Annotated in this window: 26 protein-coding genes; 23 read left to right on the top strand and 3 right to left on the bottom strand. The window is 34.3% G+C overall.

The genetic code is table 11. The features are described from left to right. Positions 1-181: 181 nt before the first annotated feature. Complete coding sequence (gene gap, locus IWB64_RS14600) at positions 182-1171, top strand: type I glyceraldehyde-3-phosphate dehydrogenase (RefSeq protein WP_194534699.1); 990 nt, start codon at positions 182-184, stop codon at positions 1169-1171. 133 nt (positions 1172-1304) lie between these two features. Further along, positions 1305-2399, top strand: a complete 1095-nt coding sequence (locus IWB64_RS14595) for an aldose epimerase family protein (RefSeq protein WP_194534698.1) — start codon at positions 1305-1307, stop codon at positions 2397-2399. Between the two features lie 93 nt (positions 2400-2492). Here IWB64_RS14595 and IWB64_RS14590 read toward each other — a convergent pair whose 3' ends face one another. The 3 genes from IWB64_RS14590 to IWB64_RS14580 form a co-directional block, all read right to left on the bottom strand. Next, the gene (locus tag IWB64_RS14590; protein WP_194534697.1) at positions 2493-3611 is read right to left on the bottom strand and encodes a fasciclin domain-containing protein; all 1119 of its coding nucleotides are present in this window, start codon (positions 3609-3611) and stop codon (positions 2493-2495) included. 113 nt (positions 3612-3724) lie between these two features. After that, positions 3725-5566 carry a cytochrome-c peroxidase gene (locus IWB64_RS14585; RefSeq protein WP_194534696.1) on the bottom strand — a complete coding sequence of 614 codons (1842 nt, stop codon included), beginning with the start codon at positions 5564-5566 and terminating at the stop codon, positions 3725-3727. An 87-nt stretch (positions 5567-5653) separates the two neighbouring features. Then, positions 5654-7192 carry a PhoX family protein gene (locus IWB64_RS14580; RefSeq protein ID WP_194534695.1) on the bottom strand — a complete coding sequence of 513 codons (1539 nt, stop codon included), beginning with the start codon at positions 7190-7192 and terminating at the stop codon, positions 5654-5656. 513 nt (positions 7193-7705) lie between these two features. Between IWB64_RS14580 and IWB64_RS14575 the strand changes: the two genes are divergently transcribed. The 21 genes from IWB64_RS14575 (at position 7706) to IWB64_RS14475 (ending at position 24874) form a co-directional block, all read left to right on the top strand. After that, the gene (locus IWB64_RS14575) at positions 7706-8239 is read left to right on the top strand and encodes a hypothetical protein (protein ID WP_194534694.1); all 534 of its coding nucleotides are present in this window, start codon (positions 7706-7708) and stop codon (positions 8237-8239) included. A 224-nt stretch (positions 8240-8463) separates the two neighbouring features. Further along, positions 8464-9012 carry a hypothetical protein gene (locus IWB64_RS14570; RefSeq protein WP_194534693.1) on the top strand — a complete coding sequence of 183 codons (549 nt, stop codon included), beginning with the start codon at positions 8464-8466 and terminating at the stop codon, positions 9010-9012. Positions 9013-9016: 4 nt separating this feature from the next. Continuing rightward, positions 9017-9403, top strand: coding sequence for a hypothetical protein (locus IWB64_RS14565; protein ID WP_194534692.1), 387 nt, complete (start codon positions 9017-9019; stop codon positions 9401-9403). Positions 9404-9760: 357 nt separating this feature from the next. Continuing rightward, the gene (locus tag IWB64_RS14560; protein ID WP_194534691.1) at positions 9761-9898 is read left to right on the top strand and encodes a hypothetical protein; all 138 of its coding nucleotides are present in this window, start codon (positions 9761-9763) and stop codon (positions 9896-9898) included. A gap of 10 nt (positions 9899-9908) precedes the next feature. Continuing rightward, the gene (locus IWB64_RS14555) at positions 9909-10259 is read left to right on the top strand and encodes a hypothetical protein (protein ID WP_194534690.1); all 351 of its coding nucleotides are present in this window, start codon (positions 9909-9911) and stop codon (positions 10257-10259) included. 426 nt (positions 10260-10685) lie between these two features. Beyond that, the gene (locus IWB64_RS14550; protein WP_194534689.1) at positions 10686-11117 is read left to right on the top strand and encodes a hypothetical protein; all 432 of its coding nucleotides are present in this window, start codon (positions 10686-10688) and stop codon (positions 11115-11117) included. A 239-nt stretch (positions 11118-11356) separates the two neighbouring features. Then, positions 11357-12472 carry a three-Cys-motif partner protein TcmP gene (gene tcmP, locus IWB64_RS14545; protein WP_194534688.1) on the top strand — a complete coding sequence of 372 codons (1116 nt, stop codon included), beginning with the start codon at positions 11357-11359 and terminating at the stop codon, positions 12470-12472. Further along, positions 12472-13197: a DUF5131 family protein gene (locus tag IWB64_RS14540; protein ID WP_194534687.1), complete on the top strand. Its 726-nt coding sequence runs from the start codon at positions 12472-12474 to the stop codon at positions 13195-13197. The genes tcmP and IWB64_RS14540 overlap by 1 nt, the downstream gene beginning before the upstream one ends. Before the next feature lie 213 nt (positions 13198-13410). Then, the gene (locus tag IWB64_RS14535) at positions 13411-14019 is read left to right on the top strand and encodes an SMI1/KNR4 family protein (RefSeq protein ID WP_194534686.1); all 609 of its coding nucleotides are present in this window, start codon (positions 13411-13413) and stop codon (positions 14017-14019) included. Between the two features lie 231 nt (positions 14020-14250). After that, positions 14251-14778: a DUF3592 domain-containing protein gene (locus tag IWB64_RS14530; RefSeq protein ID WP_194534685.1), complete on the top strand. Its 528-nt coding sequence runs from the start codon at positions 14251-14253 to the stop codon at positions 14776-14778. After that, positions 14775-15284 (top strand): DUF3592 domain-containing protein, encoded by a 510-nt coding sequence (locus tag IWB64_RS14525; RefSeq protein WP_194534684.1) that lies wholly within the window; start codon positions 14775-14777, stop codon positions 15282-15284. Before IWB64_RS14530 ends, IWB64_RS14525 begins: the two co-directional genes overlap by 4 nt. Positions 15285-15608: 324 nt before the next feature. Further along, on the top strand, positions 15609-16133 hold the full coding sequence (locus IWB64_RS14520) for a hypothetical protein (RefSeq protein WP_194534683.1): 525 nt from the start codon (positions 15609-15611) through the stop codon (positions 16131-16133). 394 nt (positions 16134-16527) lie between these two features. Beyond that, positions 16528-17109: an NADAR family protein gene (locus IWB64_RS20585; protein ID WP_317171982.1), complete on the top strand. Its 582-nt coding sequence runs from the start codon at positions 16528-16530 to the stop codon at positions 17107-17109. Between the two features lie 482 nt (positions 17110-17591). Beyond that, complete coding sequence (locus tag IWB64_RS14510) at positions 17592-18737, top strand: hypothetical protein (protein WP_194534682.1); 1146 nt, start codon at positions 17592-17594, stop codon at positions 18735-18737. A gap of 271 nt (positions 18738-19008) precedes the next feature. Beyond that, entirely contained in the window at positions 19009-19572 is a 564-nt protein-coding gene (locus IWB64_RS14505; protein ID WP_194534681.1) for a TetR/AcrR family transcriptional regulator, read from the top strand. Positions 19573-19628: 56 nt separating this feature from the next. Further along, entirely contained in the window at positions 19629-20612 is a 984-nt protein-coding gene (locus IWB64_RS14500) for an alpha/beta fold hydrolase (protein ID WP_194534680.1), read from the top strand. Positions 20613-20619: 7 nt separating this feature from the next. Next, on the top strand, positions 20620-20949 hold the full coding sequence (locus IWB64_RS14495; RefSeq protein WP_194534679.1) for a TfoX/Sxy family protein: 330 nt from the start codon (positions 20620-20622) through the stop codon (positions 20947-20949). Beyond that, entirely contained in the window at positions 20946-21350 is a 405-nt protein-coding gene (locus IWB64_RS14490; protein WP_194534678.1) for a hypothetical protein, read from the top strand. Before IWB64_RS14495 ends, IWB64_RS14490 begins: the two co-directional genes overlap by 4 nt. A 409-nt stretch (positions 21351-21759) precedes the next feature. After that, entirely contained in the window at positions 21760-22410 is a 651-nt protein-coding gene (locus IWB64_RS14485; protein WP_194534677.1) for a hypothetical protein, read from the top strand. A gap of 1073 nt (positions 22411-23483) precedes the next feature. After that, a complete protein-coding gene (locus IWB64_RS14480) occupies positions 23484-23813 on the top strand; it encodes a hypothetical protein (protein ID WP_194534676.1) in 330 nt (109 codons plus the stop codon). 470 nt (positions 23814-24283) lie between these two features. Continuing rightward, positions 24284-24874: a hypothetical protein gene (locus tag IWB64_RS14475; protein WP_194534675.1), complete on the top strand. Its 591-nt coding sequence runs from the start codon at positions 24284-24286 to the stop codon at positions 24872-24874. The last annotated feature ends 561 nt before the right edge of the window (positions 24875-25435 follow it).

The raw sequence follows: 25435 nt of genomic DNA, 5'->3' as shown, positions 1-25435 counted from the left end.
ACTCTTGTATACAACAAGTTTCTTTTGTGATTTCATAAAATAACGTGCCTTTTCATTAACATGAATTTAACTTGATTCCTGTCGGTTACGGAGTTTATTTACGACAAAAGATGTGTGGAAAAACGACTATATAATGTCTTTTTTCACAAAACCTAAAAACAAACATTTTAAATCTTCCCTTATGAAGAAAATAGCAATTAACGGTATGGGCAGAATTGGCCGTACCACATTAAAAGTAATACTTAATACACCTGAACTAGAAGTAGTTGCGGTAAATGATATCGCCTCTATTGAAAACATAGCTTACCTACTGGAGTATGACAGTGTACATGGCAAATTTGAAAAATCGGTAGCTTTTGAAGAAGGTAAACTGATTGTAGATGGTAAAGCCATCAAATTTTTTAACGAAAGAAATCCAGAAGACCTTCCGTGGAAAGAATTAGGCATTGATGTGGTTGTTGAGAGTACTGGTATTTTCACTAATTATAATGATGCTGACAGACATATAAAAGCAGGTGCTAAAACGGTTGTTTTATCTGGGCCTTCTAAGAGTCCTGAAATTCCAACAGTTGTACACGGTGTAAATTCTGAAGATGGGAAAACAAGTATTTTCTCTTGCGCCAGTTGTACCACAAATAATATTAGTCCAATTATAGAGATTATAGGAAGACGTGTAGGTATCAAAAAAGCCATCATGACCACTATTCACGCAGATACCAGCTCTAATGCCATGGTAGATTCTCCTAATAAAGGAAACTTTAGAATGGGGCGTTCGGGTATAAACAATCTTATCCCTACTACTACCGGAGCTGCCGTTGCTACAACAAAGGCGCTTCCTGAATATGCAGGAAAGTTTGATGGTATGGCCATTCGTGTGCCTGTTGCCGTTGGTTCTCTTTCTGACATCACTATTGTTACCGATAAAACGGTTACTGCAGAAGAAATCAATAAAATTCTAGAAGAAGAAGCTCAAACGGACCGTTACAAAAAAGTGTTACAAACCACTTACGCTCCTTTAGTTTCTAGTGATATTATAAAAAGTCCTTACGGATCAATTACCGATTTATCTTTAACCAAGGTTGTAGATGGAGATTTGCTTAAAGTATTGGCATGGTATGATAACGAATGGGGATTCACTAACCAAATGGTGCGTCAGATACTAAGTTTATAAGTTGATTTTACTCTGAAATCAGTTTTATATTTTTTCAATTAAAAAACAGGTCAAGCTTTAAAAGTTTGACCTGTTTTTACTTTATACCCCTTTTTCTTTTTTGTAATTTGATGCGATTTTTAAATTTCAAATTTTGAAGAAAATTCTTTGCTTAACAGCACTTTTCGCGCTTATTAGCTGTCCTATAAACGCACAATCTGTACAAAAGGAACATTGGGGAACTGTAAAGGGCAAAGAGGTTTCGCTTTACACGGTTACCAATAAAAATGGAATGAAAATGCAAATCATGAATTTGGGCTGCATTATTACTAGCCTTTTCGTACCCGATAAAAATGAGAAATTAGAGGATGTGGTTCTAGGCTTTAATAATTTACAAGACTATTTAAAGGGACACCCCAGTTTTGGCACCACGGTAGGGCGCTACGCTAACCGCATTAAAAATGCCCAGTTCGTAATGAACGATTCGGTTTATAAACTTGCGTCCAACGAAGAAAATACGGCCATTCATGGCGGAAATGAGTTTAGAGATGCCGTTTGGGATGCCATAATCGTATCAAATGAAAATGGAGAAGGACTGCGATTCCATTATCTATCTCCTGATGGTTCTTTTGGTTATCCTGGAAATCTTGATGTTACTATTACGTATCTCCTAAATGACGACAATGCCATTTATGCAACTTTTGAAGCCGAGACCGATAAGGATACCCATGTAAGCATAACCAACCACAGCTATTTTAACCTGAACGGAGCCAAAGAATTGATATATGATCATAAAGTAATAGTTGATGCCGATACGTATACAGAATTTGGTAAGGACATTACCCCAACCGGAAACTTACCTGCATTAAAAGGTACTGCTTGGGACCTTTCTACCATGACCCGATTAGGCGATAAAATTTCCGACATTCCTCTTAACGGCTATCATCATTGCTATGTTTTGAATAAAGAGGATGGCGAAATGAAAAAGGCCGCAGAGGTGATAGAACCCAACTCGGGTAGAAAATTAGAGGTATTTACCACCCAACCCGGAATAACCGTATATGCCAGTAATGGTCTGGACAATATTACGGGGAAATATGGTATAGCCTACACGCCCCATATGGCTCTCTGTCTGGAAACCCAAGATCTCCCAGATGCCGTAAACCATCCTAATTTTCCATCTACTTTATTGAAGCCCGGTGAGAAATATTTTGAAACGGTAATTTATGATTTTGGCGTTGTGGAGTAAGGGAATATAATGCTGAATAAAACTCCAAAAAAATAACACCCTACTCTTTTGTAAAACAAATGAGTAGGGCGATTTTAAAATTGTATAAAAAATCTAGTTTATAAGCAAAAGTGCTTTTTGGGGTATAAGAATTTTGTCTATCGTGTGAATAATACCATTTGAAGCTTCTATATCAAAATCAATAAAATTGGCTTCGTCTTTAGATGCATCTTGAAGCGCCAAACCGCCTGCGCCTTCTACTACTGCAATAGAATCATCAGCAATTAAAGTAGGTAACTCCCCTACTTTTAAATCATTACGCACAATTACTTGTGCTATTGCATGACCCAGAATAATTTCCTCTAAAGCTTGCTTTTCTAAAATATTAGTGAAATCCGAAAAGGAATTATACTCATCACCAAGCGTTGCAAACAACTCTTCTATGGCCGCATTAGTTGGTGCAAAAATTGTGTATTCCCCATCGTTAAATCTACTTTCTAAACCTGCTTCTATAATAGCATCTGAGAACATGGAGAGGTCTTCACTATTATTTATCAAATGAATTAAAGAGGCTTTTGGGAATAAATCCGCAAGCACAGACTCTGGGATTAAAACCTTATCAATGATGTGAATAACCCCATTGGCTACTTCAATATCTGCTGTAGTTATTCTAGCCTGTAACTGTGTAGTATCAAGAATATATACATCACCATCTACCGTAATTTTAATTTCTTCGGATTGTAAAGTTTCAAAGATAGACCCGTTAGAAAGCTCAGTAGAGAAATTAGCGCCTCCTATTATTGCGTGGTATTTTAGTACCTGCGCAAGAATTTCTTTTTCCAGGTCTTCATCAAAATCAAGAACATCCGTATACTCTTTTAAGGAGGTTAAAAATTCTGCAAACGCTTCATTGCTGGGCACAAAAAAAGTAATCTTCCCGTCTTCATCAGAAAGCATTGCTACAAACGTATCATCAATAGTCTCTAAAGCTTCGGCGGAGATGGACAAACTCTCTTCCGATTGAATAAACTCTGCTGCGTTCAATAACGTTTCATCTTCAGATACCTCTTCCTCCGGAGTTTCAGCTACAGGTTCTTCTGTCTTATCTTCTTCTTTACTAATTTCGTTATCAACATCATCAATGCTATCATTTTCTTTTGAACATCCTATTGCCATTGACAAACCTAAAAATAGTATACCTATATTTTTAAGGAATCTTGTTGTAATTATCATTTTCATATCGGTTTTGTATCTGAGCCACAAAGTAGTTATTTACTAAAAGTACGTGCCTTACTTTTCTTTAATTCTAGGTTAGGTAAACTTTAAATTTACTTTTAAAAATAGGTTCAATTAAGGACCAATTGGGCTGTTTTTTCTTTATCAACTTTAGTATCTGACATAGTTTTTAAAAATGCGATAATAGCTTGTTGCTCTTCTTGGGACAAATTCAACTCATCAAAAGGTAAGGTTTGGTGTTCAAGGTCAAAACCCATTCCGCCTCCACCGCCTTTGTTATAGAAATCCATGACTTCCTCTAGCGTATTGTAAACACCGTTGTGCATATACGGCCCAGTAAATTCTGAATTCCGTACGGACGGCGTTTTGAACATGCCCAAATGTTCCTCTTTATTGTAGCGCCAGTAGAATCCCAAATCATCATCCAACATTTTATTTTCTGCGGTTTCCGGCACACCTATGACCTCTTTTTCCGTTTCGGCATAGAAAGGTGGTACGGTTCCATTCGTTAATGGCATAAAGTGACAGGTAGCACAAAGAGCCTTTCCCATAAACAGGTTCATACCCAACTTCTCTTCGGAAGTAAACGAATCCTCTTCAGCCCTCATATTTTTATCGAATTTAGAATCAAACCCGTTTAAAGTGGAGATATAAGACGAGATGGCTTTAATAATATCTGTATTTCTATTGGAGATTCTTCCAAAAGCATCTTTGAACAAAACGTGGTAGGTAGTATCCTTTAAAATATCGGTAGAAAATTCATGAACGCCCGTATTGAATTCTTGTTCGTTGCTGAATACCATAGAAATTTGATCAAGAATATTCTCTGCACGACCGTCCCAAAAAAAGCTTTTTTGAAAAGCGGAATTAATCAGAGTTGGAGTATTTCGTTGCAACGGACTTCCATTATTTCCGTTGTTTACGGCAATACCGTCAGTATATGCTTTTTCGGGTATGTGACACGTAACACATGCCATACTTTTTGTTTGTGATAAGTTAGGATCAAAGAATAATTTTTCGCCAAGTGCAATCTGTTTTTCTGATGGATTTCTATTGACCGGAGGCGTAAAATATTCGAGGTTAAAAGCATCCTTTTCAAAGAAAGTAGGTGCATCAAAATTAAAAGGCTTGTTATTTATACCTTTCCACAAACCACTTTCTTTTCTTATACTCACCCAATTACGTGTAATAGGATTCATATACTCCCGTATAAAGGTGTAGCGGTCAAAAGTGTTGAAATCTGGGTTTTTTTGAAGAAAAGCGACCGCTTTTGCTATGTTTTGATGAAAATTAGTATCTAAATCTGTATTTTTATTTATTATGAGTTCAGATAACGTATGGTCATAAACTTCTTTTAAAGCCTTTAAAGACACTACCGTTTCTGATAGTCCCAAACCGCTTACAGGTGTATCAAAACCTGAAATACCTAAACTAATGATTCGTAAAAGTTGTTGATGAGTGGCTATAAAAAAACGCTCGGCACTTAAATCCCGTTCCGTAACATTTTTCAATAAATTGACCATCAAACCTTTGGTCAAAACCGTTTCTTTTTTAAAAACGGCAGGTTCTTCTCCCCCTTCGTAAATAGACTCTTCAATTTTCTGTAAACCAATAGGATTCAATATGCGTTCCGTATCTTCTGCAAAGACCGGTAACGCTGGGCCATTGGCACGGTGCCCAACTTCTGGGTTTAGATATGATGCATAGGGTTCTGCTTTTTTAAAGGCAACGCGGAGCTCTTTGAAGATTTTTTTGGCCTCGGCACTCTCTGCATCAACTTTACTCAAGGAGTCGATTAAATCTACCGCCTTGGTCATATTTTTTATATAGAACTCTTGTGCATAACTCCAGTCGGTAGTTTTGACATGGTCAACTTTTGCTAGTTCTTCATTTTTATTTTTACAGGAAAGAATACAAAATATCGATAAAAAAAAGAGGAGAAATTTATTCATAACAGAAGTAAGTTGAAATAAAAATTATAAAATAGGGAAAGACCCCCATCAATAGATAGAGGTCTTTCACCATAAAATAGTAAGGTCTTATCTAGGCAAACCTTTTAAGATAATGATTTGACCACCTTGGTTATCTTCTCTAGCACCTGCTGCAATTGCGTCAGGATTTTCAGATTCCATATCGTGACCGTCTTTACTCTTATAATCATCATTCTGCCAGTAGTGTGGCTGAAGGTTCAATAAGAACGTATCATCTTCCCCAACTTTATCGGATATATCTACCAATGCACCAAACTCACCACTGAAACCAGTGCTTCCTGATGGATCAAGATCGTTTCTGATCAATAATTCCAAAACTGTTTTTACATTGTTTCCGTTTAAATCTGTTTGATAAATAGCAGCCGAGTGGTTTCTATCGAAAGAATTAGGATCTTCTTGAAGGTATACAAAGTTCTCTGTAACCGTAATGTTATCAGGACTCTGAAGCTCAGGAAGGTTACCGTCCATATTGTTCGTATCTGTATTACCGCTTATGATTTGAGTTAATTTACCCGTTAAAGGAGAATCGTCATCCAACTCTAATTTATAAGCTGTACCCCAGTCATTGTAAGTGCCTCTTCCTGGACCTCTACCGGTTACGGCAAAGAATACGTTTCTAGCATTGTCTACAGCACCTTTTTGGTAATCTACATCTTCTACACGCATGAAAGCTGAAGCACCTACTGCAACACAAGCATCTTCCATTTCGTCCTTAGTCATGTTGGCACCATTTTCTATTTCAACAAACTCTACTTCGTAAGTTTCTTGAAAAGCCAACTGACCTTCGTTATAGATGACACCTTCTTCAACGGCCATTGGGCTAATAGGGTTGCCATCTGCATCTGTAGAACCAGAAGCCACTTCTTTAAATTTCAAAACGTAGATTTTACCGTTGTTTAAATCGGCATCTCCATTCTCTGAGTAATAAAGCGTAACCTGACCTTCAGAACCACTAGAATCATCATCACCACCAATAATAACCGTTTTACCACTGTACGTATCTCTTGGTAAAGGAACAGCGTTTTCCCATGAGAACTCACCTAAAGCATCTAAACCAAAATCTGCAGTTGGCGTAGGTACGGCAACATGAGGGTCTATACCTTTAACATCATAGTGAAAGCTTTCTGAAGCAGAAAGAAAAATATCTTTTGCACCACCGTGAATGTCAGCTTCCCACATAGTACCAGAACACTGACGAGCGAAATCTGCAACCCCTGAGTTCAATAACCACTCACCGCCTGTTGGGTTTAAGTTTTCATCTAAATGGATACGGCTAACCGCATAATCATCTTCAGCATTTACAATATACATGTAACCGTTACCTTCTTTTAAGAAACCGGCTCCATCTTGAGCACCTACTAATTGAAAACCGTCCTCTAAAATATCAGTAGAACTGATTAAAGAATAAGGTTTTACAAAGTTAAAGTTCGAATTCATTACTACTAAGGGCTCAAGCTCGGATTTGTTCTCGAACATTGTTCCTTCATCTTCTTTTGGACCACCATGCCCAACATGTTCTTCTAATTTTTCACAGGAAGTAGTAGCCACCAAACCTGCTAGTAATAACAATTTAGATACTGTTTTCATTTTGTTCTTTGGTTATTAGTTATAATAATTTGCAACAAAAATATCTTAGTAATCCTCAAACATTGTTAACTGATTATGGTGATACCATAAACTAAAGTTCAATTTTATGTTAAATCGTTAGCTTAACGTTACCATTCATTTTCATTCTAAATAACAGGGCCGTTTTTGTATGAAAAATTGGTTGAACCTGAAGAATACGCTAACTCTTTAAATAAGGGAAGAGAAACCGAAGATGGTTTTAGCGGTTGTTTATTTTGAAGAATGGAGAAAGTGCAAGTCAAAAGTCCGTATACCTTTATAAAAACAAAAAAATTACGCGAAAGCCAAATTAATAGGTTCCGTTTTTAATCTTTTTATAAAAGGCCATCTTGCTTTTGCCGACTTTACTGCCTACTTTAGATAACTACACACAACTAAGCATATATTCCAGAAGTCGCAGCAATCTTCCACTCGGGAGGCTGCGCCTACCGGAAGATATACCCGGACCGTTGTGTGTCATCCTGAAAAAATCGAATGGAATTAATAATCCTTTTTTTAATTGTAATTAATCTGTGTATTGGAATACCAATTGGAATTTCATATTTGATTTACAGATGGATTAAAAAGAAAGGATTTGATAAAAGAATAAGATTGCTTTCTTTAATTCCAGTTCTAACTGTTGGATATTTCATTTACGGTGCAGTTTATCCATCTGCGGAATTCTATAAAGCTGATTTTAAAGAAGTGACGAATCTGGAATTTCCAGAAAGCGGTAATATTAAATATAAGACAGCTTCTTTTCCGGACCATTTTGGAGATTATACATCCTCATTTTTAATAGAACTAGATAAAAATGACCTAGAACAATTAGAAACTCAATTAAAAACTGCTGGATTTGACCAAAAAGAAAACAAAATGGGTTCTAACCAGCTAGATTACATCGAACGGAAGAAAGGAAGAAAATCATATTCTAAACAATATGTTAGACAACGGAAAAATGGAAAACACTATTCTGTTGGATTTTTGGACGATAATAAATCGGTAATTATCACGAGAGTTAGTTGGTGAAAAGTACGCCACACAACAAAACCTAAACGTAATGCGGACTTTAGGGCAAAACCGAAAGGTCTCTGTATATTTATGAAGTCGCTAAATCTTATGGATTTAGCTTTGGAACAAAAAAGAAAAAGCAAAACAATAAGCTTTAGCTGCGTCGCCAGACGGAAACGAAAAGTTTCCTTGCCTCCGCACTACGCTTAGCTCAACCGTTGTACCACATTTAAGAAAACCCAATGGCAACATATCAATTTCTGACATTTGTACTTCCAAGAAAGTCGATTGAAACAAAATATGGCGGAATTCCAAAACAGCTTGAAATAAAACACGCTGAATGGGAAAAGTATTGGGACAATTACAACATGGAACTGAATGATGCACCTGAACCTGACTTTGAAGATGCTATTTCGACGAAATGGTGGAAAAGAATTATAATTAACATTGAGGAATTAAGAAACGAAATTGACAAAATTATTCCAAGAGCTTCGTGGAATAACGAAAGTTGGAAAATCGAAAACGGAGAAGTTGACCACGATTTGAGTATTGACTTTAACGAAAAGGAGAATTTTATAGAAGATTTTAGATTTCGGACTGATTTAAGAGATTCAAAACTGAATTTCTTAAATTCAATGCTGGAATTATGTGATAGAAATGACTGGATTTTAATGGACGAAAACGGAAATCTATGTAATCCGAACATTAAAGAATTGGCGGAATTAATCAAGGATTCAAATCCAGACAGATTTATGAGAAATCCGATTGAATTCCTTGAGAACTTGAAATAAAAAAATGAACCCTGAATTAAGATATATAGAACATAAAAGTGGATTCGGAGATAATGGGCCTGCTTGGATTGGAATGGCTGAATTTTCAAAAACCGGCAGAACAGTTTATTTCAACGGAAAAGCTTTTAAAAATTCAAATGCTCGTGGAATATCTGGAAACTACTATGATATAGAAAACGGAGACGAATACTGGATTTCTAGAATTAAGAAAAACGGAACAGACCGACATTGGGCTGGTGGCGGAAAAATAATGATTGACAGAAATGTTGTTGACCTTTATTTAAGTCTTGTCGACTTCAACATTTTGGACAAAAATCGATTTGAATTAGTTAATATTAAACCAACGGACAAACAAAAGTTTGCAAAGTTGGAAAACGAAAAAATGAATTAAAAAAAACGTGCTACAACAATGGCTATAAGTAATTGCTCGTTCTCGCCTACTTCTGAAAATCCTCGCGGATTTTCAGTTTGGTGTGTACTTGCAAAGTTAAGTGCTAAACCAAGCTATTACTTTTATAAAAGTAATAGCTTAAGAAGAATTGTTAATCTATGAAACGAAATCATTGAAAATGTATCTAGCTCAACCGCTTAATCAATCTCCTTTATCTATATAATTATAGTATCTTCAAATTAAGAACCAACCATACGAGCCGAGACCGTTACCACACATTTGAACGCAACATTGAAAATAACACTAAAAATCATCGGAATAATAATTCTATTGATATTTTTATACTTTGTCGAATCTGTGATTTTTCTTCTGATTTTTGGAACAGGTGCACAAGCTGGTACTATTTCAGAAAACGGATTGACAGAAATAATTATGTTTGTTTTACCATTAATTATTGTTGGAGGAATTGCATTCAAAGTGTTTAAGAAAAACTAAAACGACGAAATTGAAAACTGCGGAATTTTTAAAAATAAAGACAAACTATCTCGGAATTGGAATTAGGTCTGTTATATTTTTTGGAATTCTCTTACTTCTAATTTTCATTGAGATACTTGCTTTTTTCCTGATTTATGGTTCTGGTGCAAGTTCGAGCAGAATCGCTGAATTACCGTACGTTGACTTAATATTAAATTATTTACCGATTTTACTTGTTGGCGGATTTTTAGTTTATAGAATAATAAAAGAATATAGAGAACAAGAATACGTGAAATTCAAAACAAATCTGATTACACTTTTGATTGTGATTTTCCTATTCTCAATCAGAAATCAAATCGACCAACTGATTTTCTGGAAATAAAAATAAAAACGTGTGGTAACACCGTATAAAAATAATTGCGGTTTAGTGCTTGATCAAAGGTCGTTGCGTGTTTGTAGCGTCTGATTTTCCTTCGGAAAATCCTCGCACACAAACCCACAACTATTCTTATATATAAACGTTGAGGGAAATGACCTAAAGGCCGTGTTACTCCGCTGCAAAAAAACACGTACTGCATGAACAGCCGTTTTTTCACGACTCCCGTAACACTCATTTCCCTCAACGGTCCGGGCATGCCGCGACTTTAATCAAGGCCATCTTGCTTTTGCCGACTTTACTGCCTACTTTAGATAACTACACACAACTGGGCATATATTCCAACAGTCGCAGCAATCTTCCACTCGGGAGGCTGCGCCTACCGGAAGATATACCCGGACCGTTGTGCGTCATACTAACAAAAAAAATCAAATGAGCAAAAGATGGCGTCTTTTAGCTTTGATACCGGTTATAATAATCGGGTACTTTATATATGATGCATTATACCCATCAGAAGAATTCTATGCATACGACTTTAACGAAATAACGGGGGTAGAACTAACAGAAAAAGCTGAATTCAACTATAAAACGGCCAGTTTCCCTGACCATTTTGGAGATTATAATTCAGTCTCAATTATTAATGTAGGACCAAATTTTTACGAAACACTTATTGTTAAACTATCTGAAAATGGACACTCTGAAAATGGACAACGCATTGGGTGTAACGAAATGGACAAAGCAAAAGCTAATCTAAACGGGTTAAAAATAGAAAGGGAGTTTTCAAAAGAGGAAGAGGACAAATTTTATTATGTTGCGTTTTTATCTGATAAAGAGAGTGTTTTAGTGCAGCGTTCAAGCCACTAGCGGAAAAGTACGCCGCACAACAAAACCTATAAACAATACGGACTTCGGGCTTAAACGAAAGGTTTGTGTATTTTTATGAAGTCCGCAAAATCTTATGGATTTTGCTATGGACAAGAAAAAAATAAATCAAAACAATAAGATTTCGCTATGAGCGTGGCGGAAAGCAAACGCTAGTTTGCTCCCGTACTGTTCATAGCTCAACCGTTACCTGCAAGCTAAAAAAATGAGAAATAATAAAAATGGCAACATTATCTAAAACCAATCTACTAAATCACTCTGAAGCGAAAGTAAAACTCTTTGGTGATTACATTCAAAAGTATTTAAACATTATTTCAAATGATAAATACACAACTGACATTCATTTATATGATTTGTTTTGCGGACCAGGAATTTATGATAATGGCGGAGAAGGAAGTCCAATAATTGCACTTAAAAAGATAAAAGATACTCATTTTAAACAAATTAAAAGTAAAGGAAATAATCTTAAAATAAATTGCTATTTCAATGATATTGATGAAGAAAAAATAAGCAGTTTAAGTGAAAACATAAAAAACAATAAACTTTATTACAGCAGTTTTGGTTCTTTAAATCTTACCTCGAAAGATTATTTAAATATCATTCAAGAACTACCCAAAGAACTAAGTAAATACAAAAATGAAAAAGCCTTTATTTTTATAGACCCATATGGTTACAAAGAAGTTAAAGCTGAACATATTTTAAACTTACTAGAGTGCAAGAAAAAATCCGAGGTTTTACTTTGGTTGCCTATTCAACATATGTATAGATTTTCTAAAAATGGGACTCCAAGTGTTTTAGATAATTTTAATACTCAACTTGGGATAAATAAAGATAGTATTTCTAATGAATGGGATTATATTGGATTTTTAAAAGAAGGGTTTCAGGAATATATTGGCAACAATTTCTTTGTCGATAGTTTTTCTTTAAAAAAAGAGGAGAACACAGTTTTTTGTCTTTTCTTTTTTAGTTCACATATTCGAGGCTATGAAAAAATGTTAGAAACAAAATGGCAAATAGATAAAGAACAAGGAAAAGGATGGGAATATTCAGGTAACCAACCTACATTATTTTCAGAAATTAAAACTAATCCTTTAGAAGAAGATATTTTAAAATTTTTAAAAGAAACTCCTCGTAAAAATGGAGAAATTTATGAGTTTACACTTAGAAAAGGATTTTTGACTACTCACGCTACTCAAGTTTTAAAAAAAATACAATCTCTAAATAAGATTAGCACAGTAGAAAAAGATGGTTCAAAAGCAAGAAAAGGAAGTTTTTATATAAATTATGAGAATTATAAAAATAACTTTGACAGAATAACAGTAAAAAGAATTTCGTAATGGCACAATCAAGTATAGAATGGACTGAAATGACTTGGAACCCTACTACAGGTTGTACCAAAGTTTCCCAAGGTTGTAAATTCTGTTATGCAGAAATAATGTCAAAAAGACTGCAAGCAATGGGGGTCGAAAAATATAAAGATAATTTTGAGGTAAGAACTCACGAGAATGCTTTGAGAACACCTTATACTTGGAAAAAATCAAAAGTAGTTTTTGTTAATTCAATGAGTGATTTATTTCACGAACAAATACCTTTAGATTTTATTAAAAAAGTATTTAAAGTAATGAATGAAAATCCTCAGCACGTTTTCCAAGTACTTACTAAAAGAGCTGAAAGATTATTTGAATTACATACAGAATTAAAATGGACTCATAATATTTGGATGGGAGTTTCTGTTGAGGAACAAAAAGTAGAAAATAGAATTGATTATTTAAGGAAAACAGATGCAAGAGTTAAATTTCTTTCGTTAGAACCTTTAATTGGAGCATTACCTAACTTGAATTTAAAAAAGATGGATTGGGTAATAGTTGGTGGAGAAAGTGGGTTTTCACCAAGACCTATGGATGCTGACTGGGTTATTGATATTCAAGAACAATGTGAAAAAGCTGATGTTGCATTCTTTTTCAAACAATGGGGTGGAAAAAATAAAAAGAAAAATGGTAGAATCTTGAATGGCAGAACCTATGATGAAATGCCTGAATTAGAATTACAACAAAGCGTTTAAAGCCAGCAGGTAACAATGGCTATAATTAATACGGGTTTTGGTGCTTAATCTAAAGTTTAGGCATATTTACGAAGTCCGCCAAATCTTTTGATTTGGCTTTATAACAAAAAAGATAAAACAAAATAAAAAGATTTGGCTAAGTGCTTAATCGGAAATTAATTACTTTTTATTCCCGTACTAACCATAGCCTAAACGTTGGCAATAATTTAAAAAATGTTAGAAATAAAATCAAAATCAGATATAATTATTCCTTTTGAAAAAATAGGAGAAGATGGGTGGACTAATAAAACTGAATTAATAATTAAGGAATTAGCTGATAATTGGGAAGATGACCTACAAGAACCTATAGCCATAGATGCAATAACTGAATTGGAAGAAAGTTTAAAAACAACTTTACCGAATAATTTAAAATTGTTTTATCTGAAATTTGGTATTGCGGAAATAGGAGAGCAATTACAAGATTTTGATGATATTGGTTGGATAAAAGATATCTGGAAAGACGCCCCAGAGTATGGCCCTGATTTTACTCAAGATGATAATACCGTTTTGCCATTTCTTGTTTCTTTTAGTGACTATTTAGGAAATGGAAATATGTTTTGCTTTCATAGTAAAACTAAAGAAATCTACTATTATGACCACGATACTCAACCCTTCTTAACAAAGATATTTGATGATGTAAGCGACTATATAAAAGGGTGTTTAATTTCTTGTCAATCAGATTTATTCAATCAAGAAACTGGCCAAGAAAAGGCAGAAAAATGGTGTGAGGAAATTTTAATTGAACTATTCGGAAAGGAAGTTGTGAAAAAGTGGCAGTACTAAAAACTATTGCCAACAACACCTATAAACAATACGGACTACGTGCTTAGTCGCAGGGTTTGTGTATTTTTATGAAGTCCGCAAAATCTTTGGGATTTTGCTTTCGAACAAAAAAAGAAAAAACAAAACCAAAAGATTTCGCTATGTGCGTGGCGGAAAGCAAACGCTAGTTTGCTCCCGTACTGTTCATAGCTTAAACGTTAGCAATAATTATGAAAAACTCATTTAGAATTAATGTTTAATTTCTCAAAGATAATATTAGTACTAATTATAGTTCTGTTGTTAATTTTTACTGGATTATCAATAAAATTCTTAGGAACGGAACTATTTGTATTCCTAAAAGATGGAAAACATAATTACGAAAAAATTGAGGCAACTATAGAAAGTATTAGTCTTGAAAGCACCTCTAATCCAAATATGCCTGAAGGAGTTTTTACAAAAGATATATGCAGTATATCTTACACATATATATATAATAATAAAAAATTCAAAAGTGATAATATTGGATTAAATAGAAACATTGATTATTCAAGTGCCTTTCATAATAAACTTTATAAAAAGTTGAATAATGTTAATCAAGTAATAGTATATGTAAATCGTGACAATCCAAAACAAGCAGTAATAATAAAATATGACCTTATCAACCGTAAAATTGGTTCAGGTATCATAACATTCTCGTTTACAATTTTTCTTTCTTTACTGCTATATCAAAATTTTAAATATCCTGCGAACTATATTTCTAATCAAATAATACTAAAATGATAGGTGTATATTTTTCTGCATGCGGTTTTATCATAATTACTATCGGAGTTATCCTCGTTTTTAAGGACAAATCAACCCGCAGATGGAAACATACTTCTGGTACAATTATAAGCTCCGAATACAACAGTAAAATTGAATCTAATTCCGACGGTGGTCGTTATAAAACATTTATGACTACTTGTAAATATGAATATTCACTACAAGGTTCAAACAAAAAAATAATTGGCACAAAAATTTTCCCATTTGGAGGTAACAGCTGGACAACTAATAGTGAAGAGCAATTAAATATTTATCGAAAGCTACATAAAGGGAATAGAATTCAAGTTTATTATCATCCGATATACAAGTCTAAATCTTGCCTAATTGTTGGTGAAAATTACAATCTTAAATTAATAGTATTTATTGGTTTGCTTATATTTATAATGGGTGTCGGATTATTTGTTCAAAATTTTACTGAAATTAATATGCCTGAAAAATTAATAGAATCAATAATAGTGGTAAAATAACTATTGCTAACAAAACCTAAACGTAATGCGGACTTTAGGGCTAAATCGGAAGGTCTGTGTATATTTATGAAGTCGCTAAATCTTATGGATTTAGCTTTGGACAGAAAAAATAAAACTAAACAATAAGTTTTAGCTTCGTGCTCAGACGGAAACGAAAAGTTTCCTTACTACCGCACTACGCTTAGCTCAACCGTTGTGCAACATTTTGCAAAAATTAAACCCTGAATTAAAAATAACCCTTTAGATGATATTTTAAAGACAATTGAAATTCATGATAAAATAGTTTCTGAATCGTCAGAGCTAGATGATAAATTAAAAAGGGCGATGTTAAACTTTTCTTCTTATACAAAACGACTTTTAACTACTCAAGAAATAGGTAGAAAATTAAATTCTTATCAACGAAAATCTGCAACAAGTGAATTCCTAAACTATTGGAATTATAGTATAAGTCCTGATACAGAAAAATTTTGGGCAATAATAAAAGATAATGGTATAACAATCGAAAGAAAAGACCCTTTTAGGTTTGCATTAGACAAGAATAGATTCATCCGAGTGGAGTTAGGAATTGGAGCACGAAAATATTGGACGAAATTAAAAACACTAAAAGAGATAACCAAGAGATTTTCTGAAACAGAAATCTCTAAAATTGGCGAAATAATAACCGAAGATGAAAATAAAAGGATTGGGATTTTGAAAAAATGCTTGGCAAAAAAGAATATTCCTAAAAGCCAATATTTAAAGTTTGGAGAATGTATGGCATACTTTGCAAATACAGGACTTTTTTCAAAGTATATGGACGAAAATGAAGTGCAAGAACTCTATCGGATTTGGAAAAACTTCAAATCATAACGCAGAAAAAACGTTGCACAACAATGCCTAAATGTAATGCGGACTTTAGGGCAAAACCGAAAGGTCTGTGTATATTTATAATGTCGCTAAATCTTATGGATTTAGCTTTGGACAAGAAAAAATAAAACTAAACAATAAGCTTTAGCTTCGTGCGCAGACGGAAACGAAAAGTTTCCTTACTACCGCACTACGCTTAGCCTAGCCGTTACCATTAATTAAAATGAACTACACGAACGAGAAAATAATTGAACGTTTTGAATCAGGTGAAAATCTGAAATTCCTGCTATTTTGGGGACATACTAAATCTGATTCAATAACTAAATCTTGTTTTAGTCAATGGTACGAATCAAAATTTGATGTTAATGGAGTTGAATATCAAACAGCCTAACATTTTATGATGGCTGAAAAGGCTTTGTTATTTAATGACAATGATATTTACCAACAAATAATCAAAAGTTCAAAAGCTGGTAAAGTAAAAGAGCTTGGTAGGCAAGTTAAGAACTTTAATCAACGGATTTGGGAAGAAAATAGATTTGAAATAGTTGTAAGAGGTAATTTTCACAAGTTTAGCCAAAATCCGCAGCTATCGGAATTTTTAAGAAACACAAACGACCGCATTTTGGTTGAGGCAAGTCCTGTCGACAATATATGGGGAATTGGACTTGCTCAAAATAATGAAGATGCTGAAACCCCATACTTTTGGAATGGACTGAATTTACTTGGATACGCTTTAATGGCAACAAGAGACATTCTTAATGAAATTGGAGAATTTAAAACTCTTGAAAATACAATTTTACCACCTTGGATAGCTCATCCCGAAATAGACAAATATAGTATTGGTTGGAGAATGGGTTATGGAGAAACTCATATAATCGAATTGAGTAAATATTTAGACAATTTAAGCGAATCTGAAAAGAGAATTTACCAATTGACTTATCCAGCAAATGGAGAATGGAAAGATTGGTATTCGGAATAAAAACTAATGGTAACACTATATATAGCAAATAGGGCGATTAGTGTTTAATCGAAAGGTCTGTTTCTATTTGCAAAGTCGCCAAATCTTTTGATTTGGTATTAAAAGAGAAAAATTAAAACAAAATACAAAAGATTTGGCTTGTGGCTAAACCGAAGATAATTGCTTATTTTCTGCCCCACTTGCCATATATTTAACGTTGAGGGAAATGACCTAAAGGCCGTGTTACTCCGCTGCAAAAAAACACGTACTGCATGAACAGCTGTTTTTTCACGACTCCCATAACACTCATTTCCCTCAACGGTCCGGGCATGCCGCGACTTTAATCAAGGCCATCTTGCTTTTGCCGACTTTACTGCCTACTTTAGATAACTACACACAACTGGGCATATATTCCAACAGTCGCAGCAATCTTCCAATCGGGAGGCTGCGCCTACCGGAAGATATACCCGGACCGTTGTGCTCTATTAAAAAACATCCGAACTATGAATATAATTTTTTCTGACAATCAAAGTATTGACGGATTAACTTTAAAAAAGTTGATGCTGACAGGAAATGAAATCACTTTTGTAAATCGTCCATCAATTTCATTAGCTAAAGATGTTGGAACAGTAGCAGTAAAATCTGATTTAGTTGGACTAGAAGAACAACTTTCAAATGATATTGTAAAAATAAAAGTTATTGACCCACCAACATCAGTTTTCAGTTCAGAATATTACAAGAAGTATTTTGCAATTGACCAAAACAATATTGATTTCAAAACAACAGTTTTAGATGGAATAAAACACCATTGGATTGGAAGTTGGCTGTTGGACAGTAAAGGAAAAAAAGATAATTCTGTCTTAGGTTTCCCTTCTTTAAAAGATTGGGTTCTTAATAATCAGGAATTAATACTAGACACAGATTTAAATTCTCTTCCGATAAAAGATGCAGGCAGTTTTTTTGAGTTAGATACTAAAGAAGATGCATTGAGCGGATTTAGAACTGTACTTTGGGAATCATCATTAAGAGTAACAGCAATTCTTTATGCTTGTAATTCTGAATTGGCCAATCCAATTTCAATCTCACCTTATTTAGACAAGGCTATAAATATTAGACGTTCTGACAAAAACTATGTTGAAAACGCAAAACCGTCTCGTTCGTTAGGTTACAAAGTTATGGACACGCTTATTTCCGACGAAGCACTTGAATTTGTAGAATTTCCCGACATTTTAAAGTTTCGTGAAGAAACTAAAGGGCTATATCAAAACTATATCGTAGAGATGAATAAATTAGAAGCGGAAATAATAAAAGCAGGAGACACAATTGACATTAACCATATAATGGATGTTTCAATAAATCCAGAAATGAATAAAATCAGAAATGAATTACTAAAAGTAAGAGATAGTCGTTTTAAAAAGGTACTCACAATGATTAATAACGGAGTATTTACAGCAATCACGACTGGTGCATTAAGTTTTGTCAATTTACCTATGGCAATACTTGGATTTGTTGGCACGCAATTGAAATCACCAAAAATAACCCAAGAAATTATTGAAGACAATTTTAATTTAAAAGAACTCGAGAGGCAATCACATTTGACCTATTTATTGAAATTAAACAAAATGGCTGAAAAGAATTGGCTGTCGTGAAAAATAACAGAGCACAACACCGTGTATAATTAATTGCTTTGGCAAGTGCTTATTTGGAAAATTCCTGCGGAATTTTCTCGCGTTCGTTTTTGTTTACTAAATTAGTTGCTGAAACACGCAACTAACCATACACAAATTCGTTGTACCCAATTAACCCAAACCACAAATTCCCTACTCAAATTGAGCTAAATACTTTGAAATTCAAAAATATAAGTTAAAATATTTTTTTGTTCCTAATCGTTTGATTAGTTTTGCACAGTAATTTAGTTTTATGCCTAGAGAAAAGAAATATAAGGAAGCTGAAGTAATAGAAAAGGCAATGGGTCTGTTTTGGAAAAACGGCTATAGAAATACATCATTAAGGATGCTATCTAAAGAAATGGGTATCAATCAATTTTCTATAAACGCTAGTTTTGGAAATAAACAAAAGCTTTTTCTAGAAAGCTTAAAATTGTATAGAAGCAAGTTGCAAAAGTTAATCAATGTATTTGAAAACTCTTCAAACGGCATTGAGAGTATTAAACACTTCTTCTATCAGTTTGCTGAATTTGCTGACCAAAACAACTCAAAAAAAGGATGTTTAATGGTTAATACTATGTCAGAATTTGGTTTAGATGTAGATAAAAAAGTAGGTGTCATTATTTCAAATTATGAGGAGCAATTAAGAACCTTGTTTAAACACAATCTTGAGTTAAATAGCACAAAGGACAACCAAACTATAGAAAGACACACAAATTATCTTGTTCTAGCATTAAGTGGTTTGGCTTTAGCAACAAAAATTCAAAATGAAATTACCATTAACGACTATATAGAAACCACATTTCAGCACTTATAATATTTTTTTACCATAAAACTAATCAAATGATTAGAAATAAATTTAACAAAATACAAATGAAAACAAAAAACACATTCAGAAAATCAATAGTACTAACCTTAATACTCGCACTAAGTATGGCTAATACTTCTCAAGCTCAAGAAATCTATAATAAAGATGAAACAAATAAAAAACAAAGACCATTTATAGTAGATAAAAAGGAATATCCTTTTAAAAGTAATTGGTTTGAGAAAGACGGAATATCAATGCATTACATTGATGAAGGAGAAGGAATCCCTATTGTATTAACACACGGAAACCCAGATTGGTCATTCTTAAATAGAAACATCATTAAAGAACTTTCAGGCGAAGCAAGAATTATAGCTTATGATTTACCAGGATTTGGCTTTTCTGACACACCAAAGGATTATGGTTTTACACCACAAGAACACGTTGAATGGATTAGTGCATTACTTTTTGAACATTTAAAATTAGAGAAGTTCATAATTGTGGTTCAAGATTGGGGTGGACCAACGGGTTTATCAGTAGCTACAAGTCATCCAGATAAAGTTTTAGGAGTTGTTATTAGTAATACTTGGGCTTGGAAACCTGAAGGGAAATTGGTTGAATTTTCAATGATGATGAGATCTTCTGAAATGGAATCCAAAGTTATGGAAGAGAACTTTTTTGTAACAGGACTTATGCGAGGTTCTATCAAAAAGGAATCTAGCAGTAATAAAGCAATTATGGATGCCTATGAAATGCCATTCCCAACAAAAGAATCTAGAAAAGGAACAGCAGTTTTTCCACAACAGATTACATTGGCATCGGATTGGCTAGGAGAATTAGAAAGCAAATTATCTACGCTACAGGAGAAGCCAGTTGAGCTTATTTTTGGATTAAAAGATGATGTTGCCGCTTCTCAATATATTCAAGATAAATGGCGTTCGTATTTCCCAAAAGCTCCTGTACAATTGTTGCCTGATGCTGGCCATTTTACACAAGAAGATAGTCCAGAGAGTTATGTGTTTTCACTAAGACGACTGCTTAAGAATTTATAACAAAAAAATGGAACCTTCAACAGATTTTAAAGATTTTATTTTTGACCAATTACAAAGTTGGAGAAGAGTACGAATCAAAAGAATGTTTGGTTGTGTTGGTTTGTATGCAGACGATTTAATGTTTGGAATTATAGCCAAAGAAGTCATTTTTTTTAAAGTAGATAAAAGTAATATTTCTAATTATTTAGAAGCTGATTCTCAACCTTTAAAGTTATTCAAAAATGAAAGTAAAGTTCTGTCATTTTATGAAGTTCCTATTGAAGTTTTAGAAGATGCTAATCAATTTGTCCATTGGGCAGAAGAATCATTAAATATTCAAAAAAATAAATCAAAATGAAAAAATCAACAAACATATTTAACAAAATAGTATTAATAGCTGGTATTTTAAATTTTCCAATTGGACTTGGAACTGTGTATCAAGCAGTTTCAACAAAAACAGGTGAAGATTTAATTCACAGTGCAGTAGTTGGCTTATTTATAATGTTCGCAGGAGCAGCAATAATTTGGGCTACTAAAAAACTAAACACAAGAGCTCCGCTAATTGTTTGGAATGGTTTAGTTCGCTTAATTAACGTGTTTATTGTAGCCTATGCAGCTTTGGGTGATGGAGTTTCGCAAATGACATTAACCATAACAGGAATGGATTTAATGCTAGCTATAATCTTTACGATAGGAACGGTAAAAGTTACTGAAATTCCATTTTCAAAATTAATAGTAGGAAAAACAAATAATTTATAATTAACTGGGTACAACAACGTATATAATTTATTGCTGGCTTCTCGCCTACTTACGAAAGTCCTCGCGGACTTTCTTGGTCAGTAATTATTTACTAAATTAGTTGCATAAAGCACGCAACAAACCATATACAAACACGTTGAGGGAAATGACCTAAAGGCCGTGTTACTCCGCTGCAAAAAAACACGTACTGCATGAACAGCCGTTTTTTCACGACTCCCGTAACACTCATTTCCCTCAACGGTCTGGGCATGCCGCGACTTTAATCAAGGCCATCTTGCTTTTGCCGACTTTACTGTCTACTTTAGATAACTACACACAACTGGGCGTATATTCCAACAGTCGCAGCAATCTTCCACTCGGGAGGCTACGCCTACCGGAAGATATACCCGGACCGTTAGCAATAATTTGAATGAACATTGAGAATTTAAAATATTTCGCTATTATCTTTCTAACTTTTTTCTCCTGCGAACAGGCTGAGTCGAGAAAGAGTGTAAAAATTCTAAGTGAAGAAAATATAAAACTAAAGGACTCAATTAATAAAATACTATCGACCAAAGAAAAAGCCTTTCTGAAGGACAGTGTTGTGATTGACTATTCGAAAGGTCTACTTGGAAGACTTTATTATTCAGATACACTTGTTTTATCCGCTAGATTTGCTGACTGTGGAGAATTTGGCGGACACAAGGAATTTTTAAAAATTTACTCCAACAAAGAAAAATTTCAGTGTCTGTTTATAAATAAAATGGTTGATTGCGAAAAAAGCTATACTGATTATGTGAAAATTGACAGTACACTTTTTGAACTTTCGGAGAAAAACCAACGAAGTGTTATAGAATACCTATCAGAGTTAACTGAAATAAGTATGCTCGAACAGGGCTTGTCTAATAATTATAGTAATGATTATGAAATGGTTCTAAATACAGCACGTTCTGGGGCACCTTATTTTACAGAAAACCCAATAATGTCCTTGTTTTTTCAAGACGATTCTTTGAAATGGTCAGCGTATATAAAATTGAGAGAAGAAATAAAAACTAATGCCAACAATACCTATAACAAATAGGGCATTAAGTACCATATTTAAAGGCTTGGTCTAATTTATTAAGTCCGCCAAATCTTTTGGATTTGGCAATTAAAAAAGAAAAGATAATTACTAAACAAAAAGCTCTGACTAGCAGACCAGACGGAAACGAAAAGTTTCCTTGCCCGCCCTACTTGTCATAGCCGTGACTTTAATCAAGGCCATCTTGCTTTTGCCAACTTTACTGCCTACTTTAGATAACTACACACAACTGGGCATATATTCCAACAGTCGCAGCAATCTTCCACTCGGGAGGCTGCGCCTACCGGAAGATATACCTGGACCGTTAGCATTAATAGCTCAAAAAATTGAAAAAAAAATTCATCTCATTTCTTAAAATAATAAAAATCGGTTGGATAGTTTGTTTTTTCGTTGGCTGTGGATTTTTAATTTATAGCATATACGATAGCGATAAGTCAGGAATCAATTTTTTTATATTTTTTCTTTTGTTTACTGCTTTAGCGATTGGAATTATAAGCAAGATTATCAAAAAATACAACGTATAAAATATTGAAAATCGGTAATAAAGCATAAGATGTTAACTGCATTATTAGGTTACAACTTTAATATTAAATAATAAGCAGATGGAATTTTATCAAGTTTGCGGGTGGACTTAACTCAGATGCAACTGTCGTGCAGATGGACTTAACTCTGGCGGAGAATATATAAAAACGTAAAAGCACGTGTTTACTCCGATGTGTCACTACTAATGCTAACAAAACCTAAACGTAATGCGGACTTTAGGGCTAAAACGAAAGGTCTGTGTATATTTATAAAGTCGCTAAATCTTATAGATTTAGCTTTGGACAAGAAAAAAATAAAACTAAACAATAAGCTTTAGCTACGGGGTATGGCGCTATGGGAATCGCTTCTCTAGAACCGCACTACGCTTAGCTCAGTCGTTAGCTGCAAGCTCAAAAAAAACATCACAAATCGAAAAGAAAGAGGATAATATCATTGGATTTTTTGCAAGTTTCGGGTTTGGAGAAACTAATACGGAACTAGTTAGGGAATTTCTTTGGGACGAAAACGGACTTAAAAATCAATTTTCTTCATTGAAATGGCAAGATTACGGAACGGATATAAAACTGATTCTCTTTGAATTTAATGTTAACCCTATTCCATATCTCAGAGGGAATTTAAAAGAAATCGGCAGCTACCGCCGAAAAGAAAAGTCGATAGGAATTCCGACAATTATTGATGACGAAAACTTCTTTCAATTGAATGAAAGCGAACAATGGAATTTTCTAAACGAAAAGATTGTTGCAAAACTCCTATTGGTAAAAGAAAAGGTAAAACGGAATAAGCTGGATTTTAATATTGATGGACTAATTACGGACGTGAAAAAAATATGCGGAGAAAAGCCAGCAGCTAACACAACCTAAACGTAATGCGGACTTTGGGGCAAAACAGAAAGGTCTGTGTATATTTATAAAGTCGCTAAATCTTATGGATTTAGCTTTAGAATAGAAAAAATAAATCAAAACAATAAGCTTTAGCTTCGTGCGTAGACGGAAACGAAAAGTTTCCTTACCTCCGCACTACGCTTAGCCTAACCGTTGAGGGAAATGACCTAAAGGCCGTGTTACTCCGCTGCAAAAAAACACGTACTGCATGAACAGCCGTTTTTTCACGACTCCCGTAACACTCATTTCCCTCAACGGTCCGGGCATGCCGCGACTTTAATCAAGGCCATCTTGCTTTTGCCGACTTTACTGCCTACTTTAGATAACTACACACAACTGGGCATATATTCCAACAGTCGCAGCAATCTTCCACTCGGGAGGCTGCGCCTACCGGAAGATATACCCGGACCGTTGTAATCAATAGCTCAAAAAAAAGCACAAACATCTAAATGAAGAAAATAGTAGCTGGCATTTTTACCTTGTTTCTTTTATCAAGTTGTTTATGGGATGAAGAAACGCAAACCAAACACTTGACTAAGGATTTCAATTTAGGTTGGTGGTCAGAACCCAGATATCGAGCTCTTTTTAAAAATTCGGATAGTACTAAATATGGAGGTGCTGTTATAATACCTGAAACGGTTTTTGCCATAGGCTTTAATGACAATATAATTATTGCAAAACAACATCCAAATAAGCAAGAGGAAATTTCGGCTCGACTTTTTAATAGAGATAGTACTGGATATTATCGTCTGAGTAATCCCGCAGACACCGTGTACATTTGGAGTGGCGATAGTATTTTTAGAAAAAATGGACATTGGTACCACATAAGTAATGGCTGGAATCCACCAGACAGTTTGTTCCCTTATAAGAAAAAAACAAACTATTATATAATCGATATTAGCGATAACAATAAAAACACTTGGAATAGTAAAGAGAGAGTAAACAAATACACAACTGAATCGGACTTTAATGAAGGTAGAAAAAATCTTGGTGTACCAGATGAATTGAAATTTAATGTTCTAGATAGAGAATTGAAATAAACATAAATATGCTAGATGGACCTTACTCTGACGTAACTGTTGCGCAGATGGACTTCACTCGGATGGAATAAAACCAAAACGCAAAATTTTTTGCTTACTCAAACGTGTCGCTACTGATTACAACAATACCTATAGCAAATAGGGTATAAAGTGTTATATTTAATGGCTTGGGCTTATCTACTAAGTCCGCCAAATCTTTTGGATTTGGCAATTAAAAAAGAAAAAATAATTACAAAACAAAAAGCTCTGGCTAGTAGACCAGACGGAAACGAAAAGTTTCCTTGCCTACCCTACATGCCATAGCTAAACCGTTGAGGGAAATGACCTAAAGGCCGTGTTACTCCGCTGCAAAAAAACACGTACTGCATGAACAGCCGTTTTTTCACGACTCCCGTAACACTCATTTCCCTCAACGGTCCGGGTATGCCGCGACTTTAATCAAGGCCATCTTGCTTTTGCCGACTTTACTGCCTACTTTAGATAACTACACACAACTGGGCATATATTCCAACAGTCGCAGCAATCTTCCAATCGGGAGGCTGCGCCTACCGGAAGATATAC

This window comes from Zobellia nedashkovskayae, assembly GCF_015330125.1.
GTDB lineage: Bacteria > Bacteroidota > Bacteroidia > Flavobacteriales > Flavobacteriaceae > Zobellia > Zobellia nedashkovskayae.
Note: the sequence above shows the minus strand (reverse complement) of the source record. Positions and strands in the feature narration are given on the sequence as shown.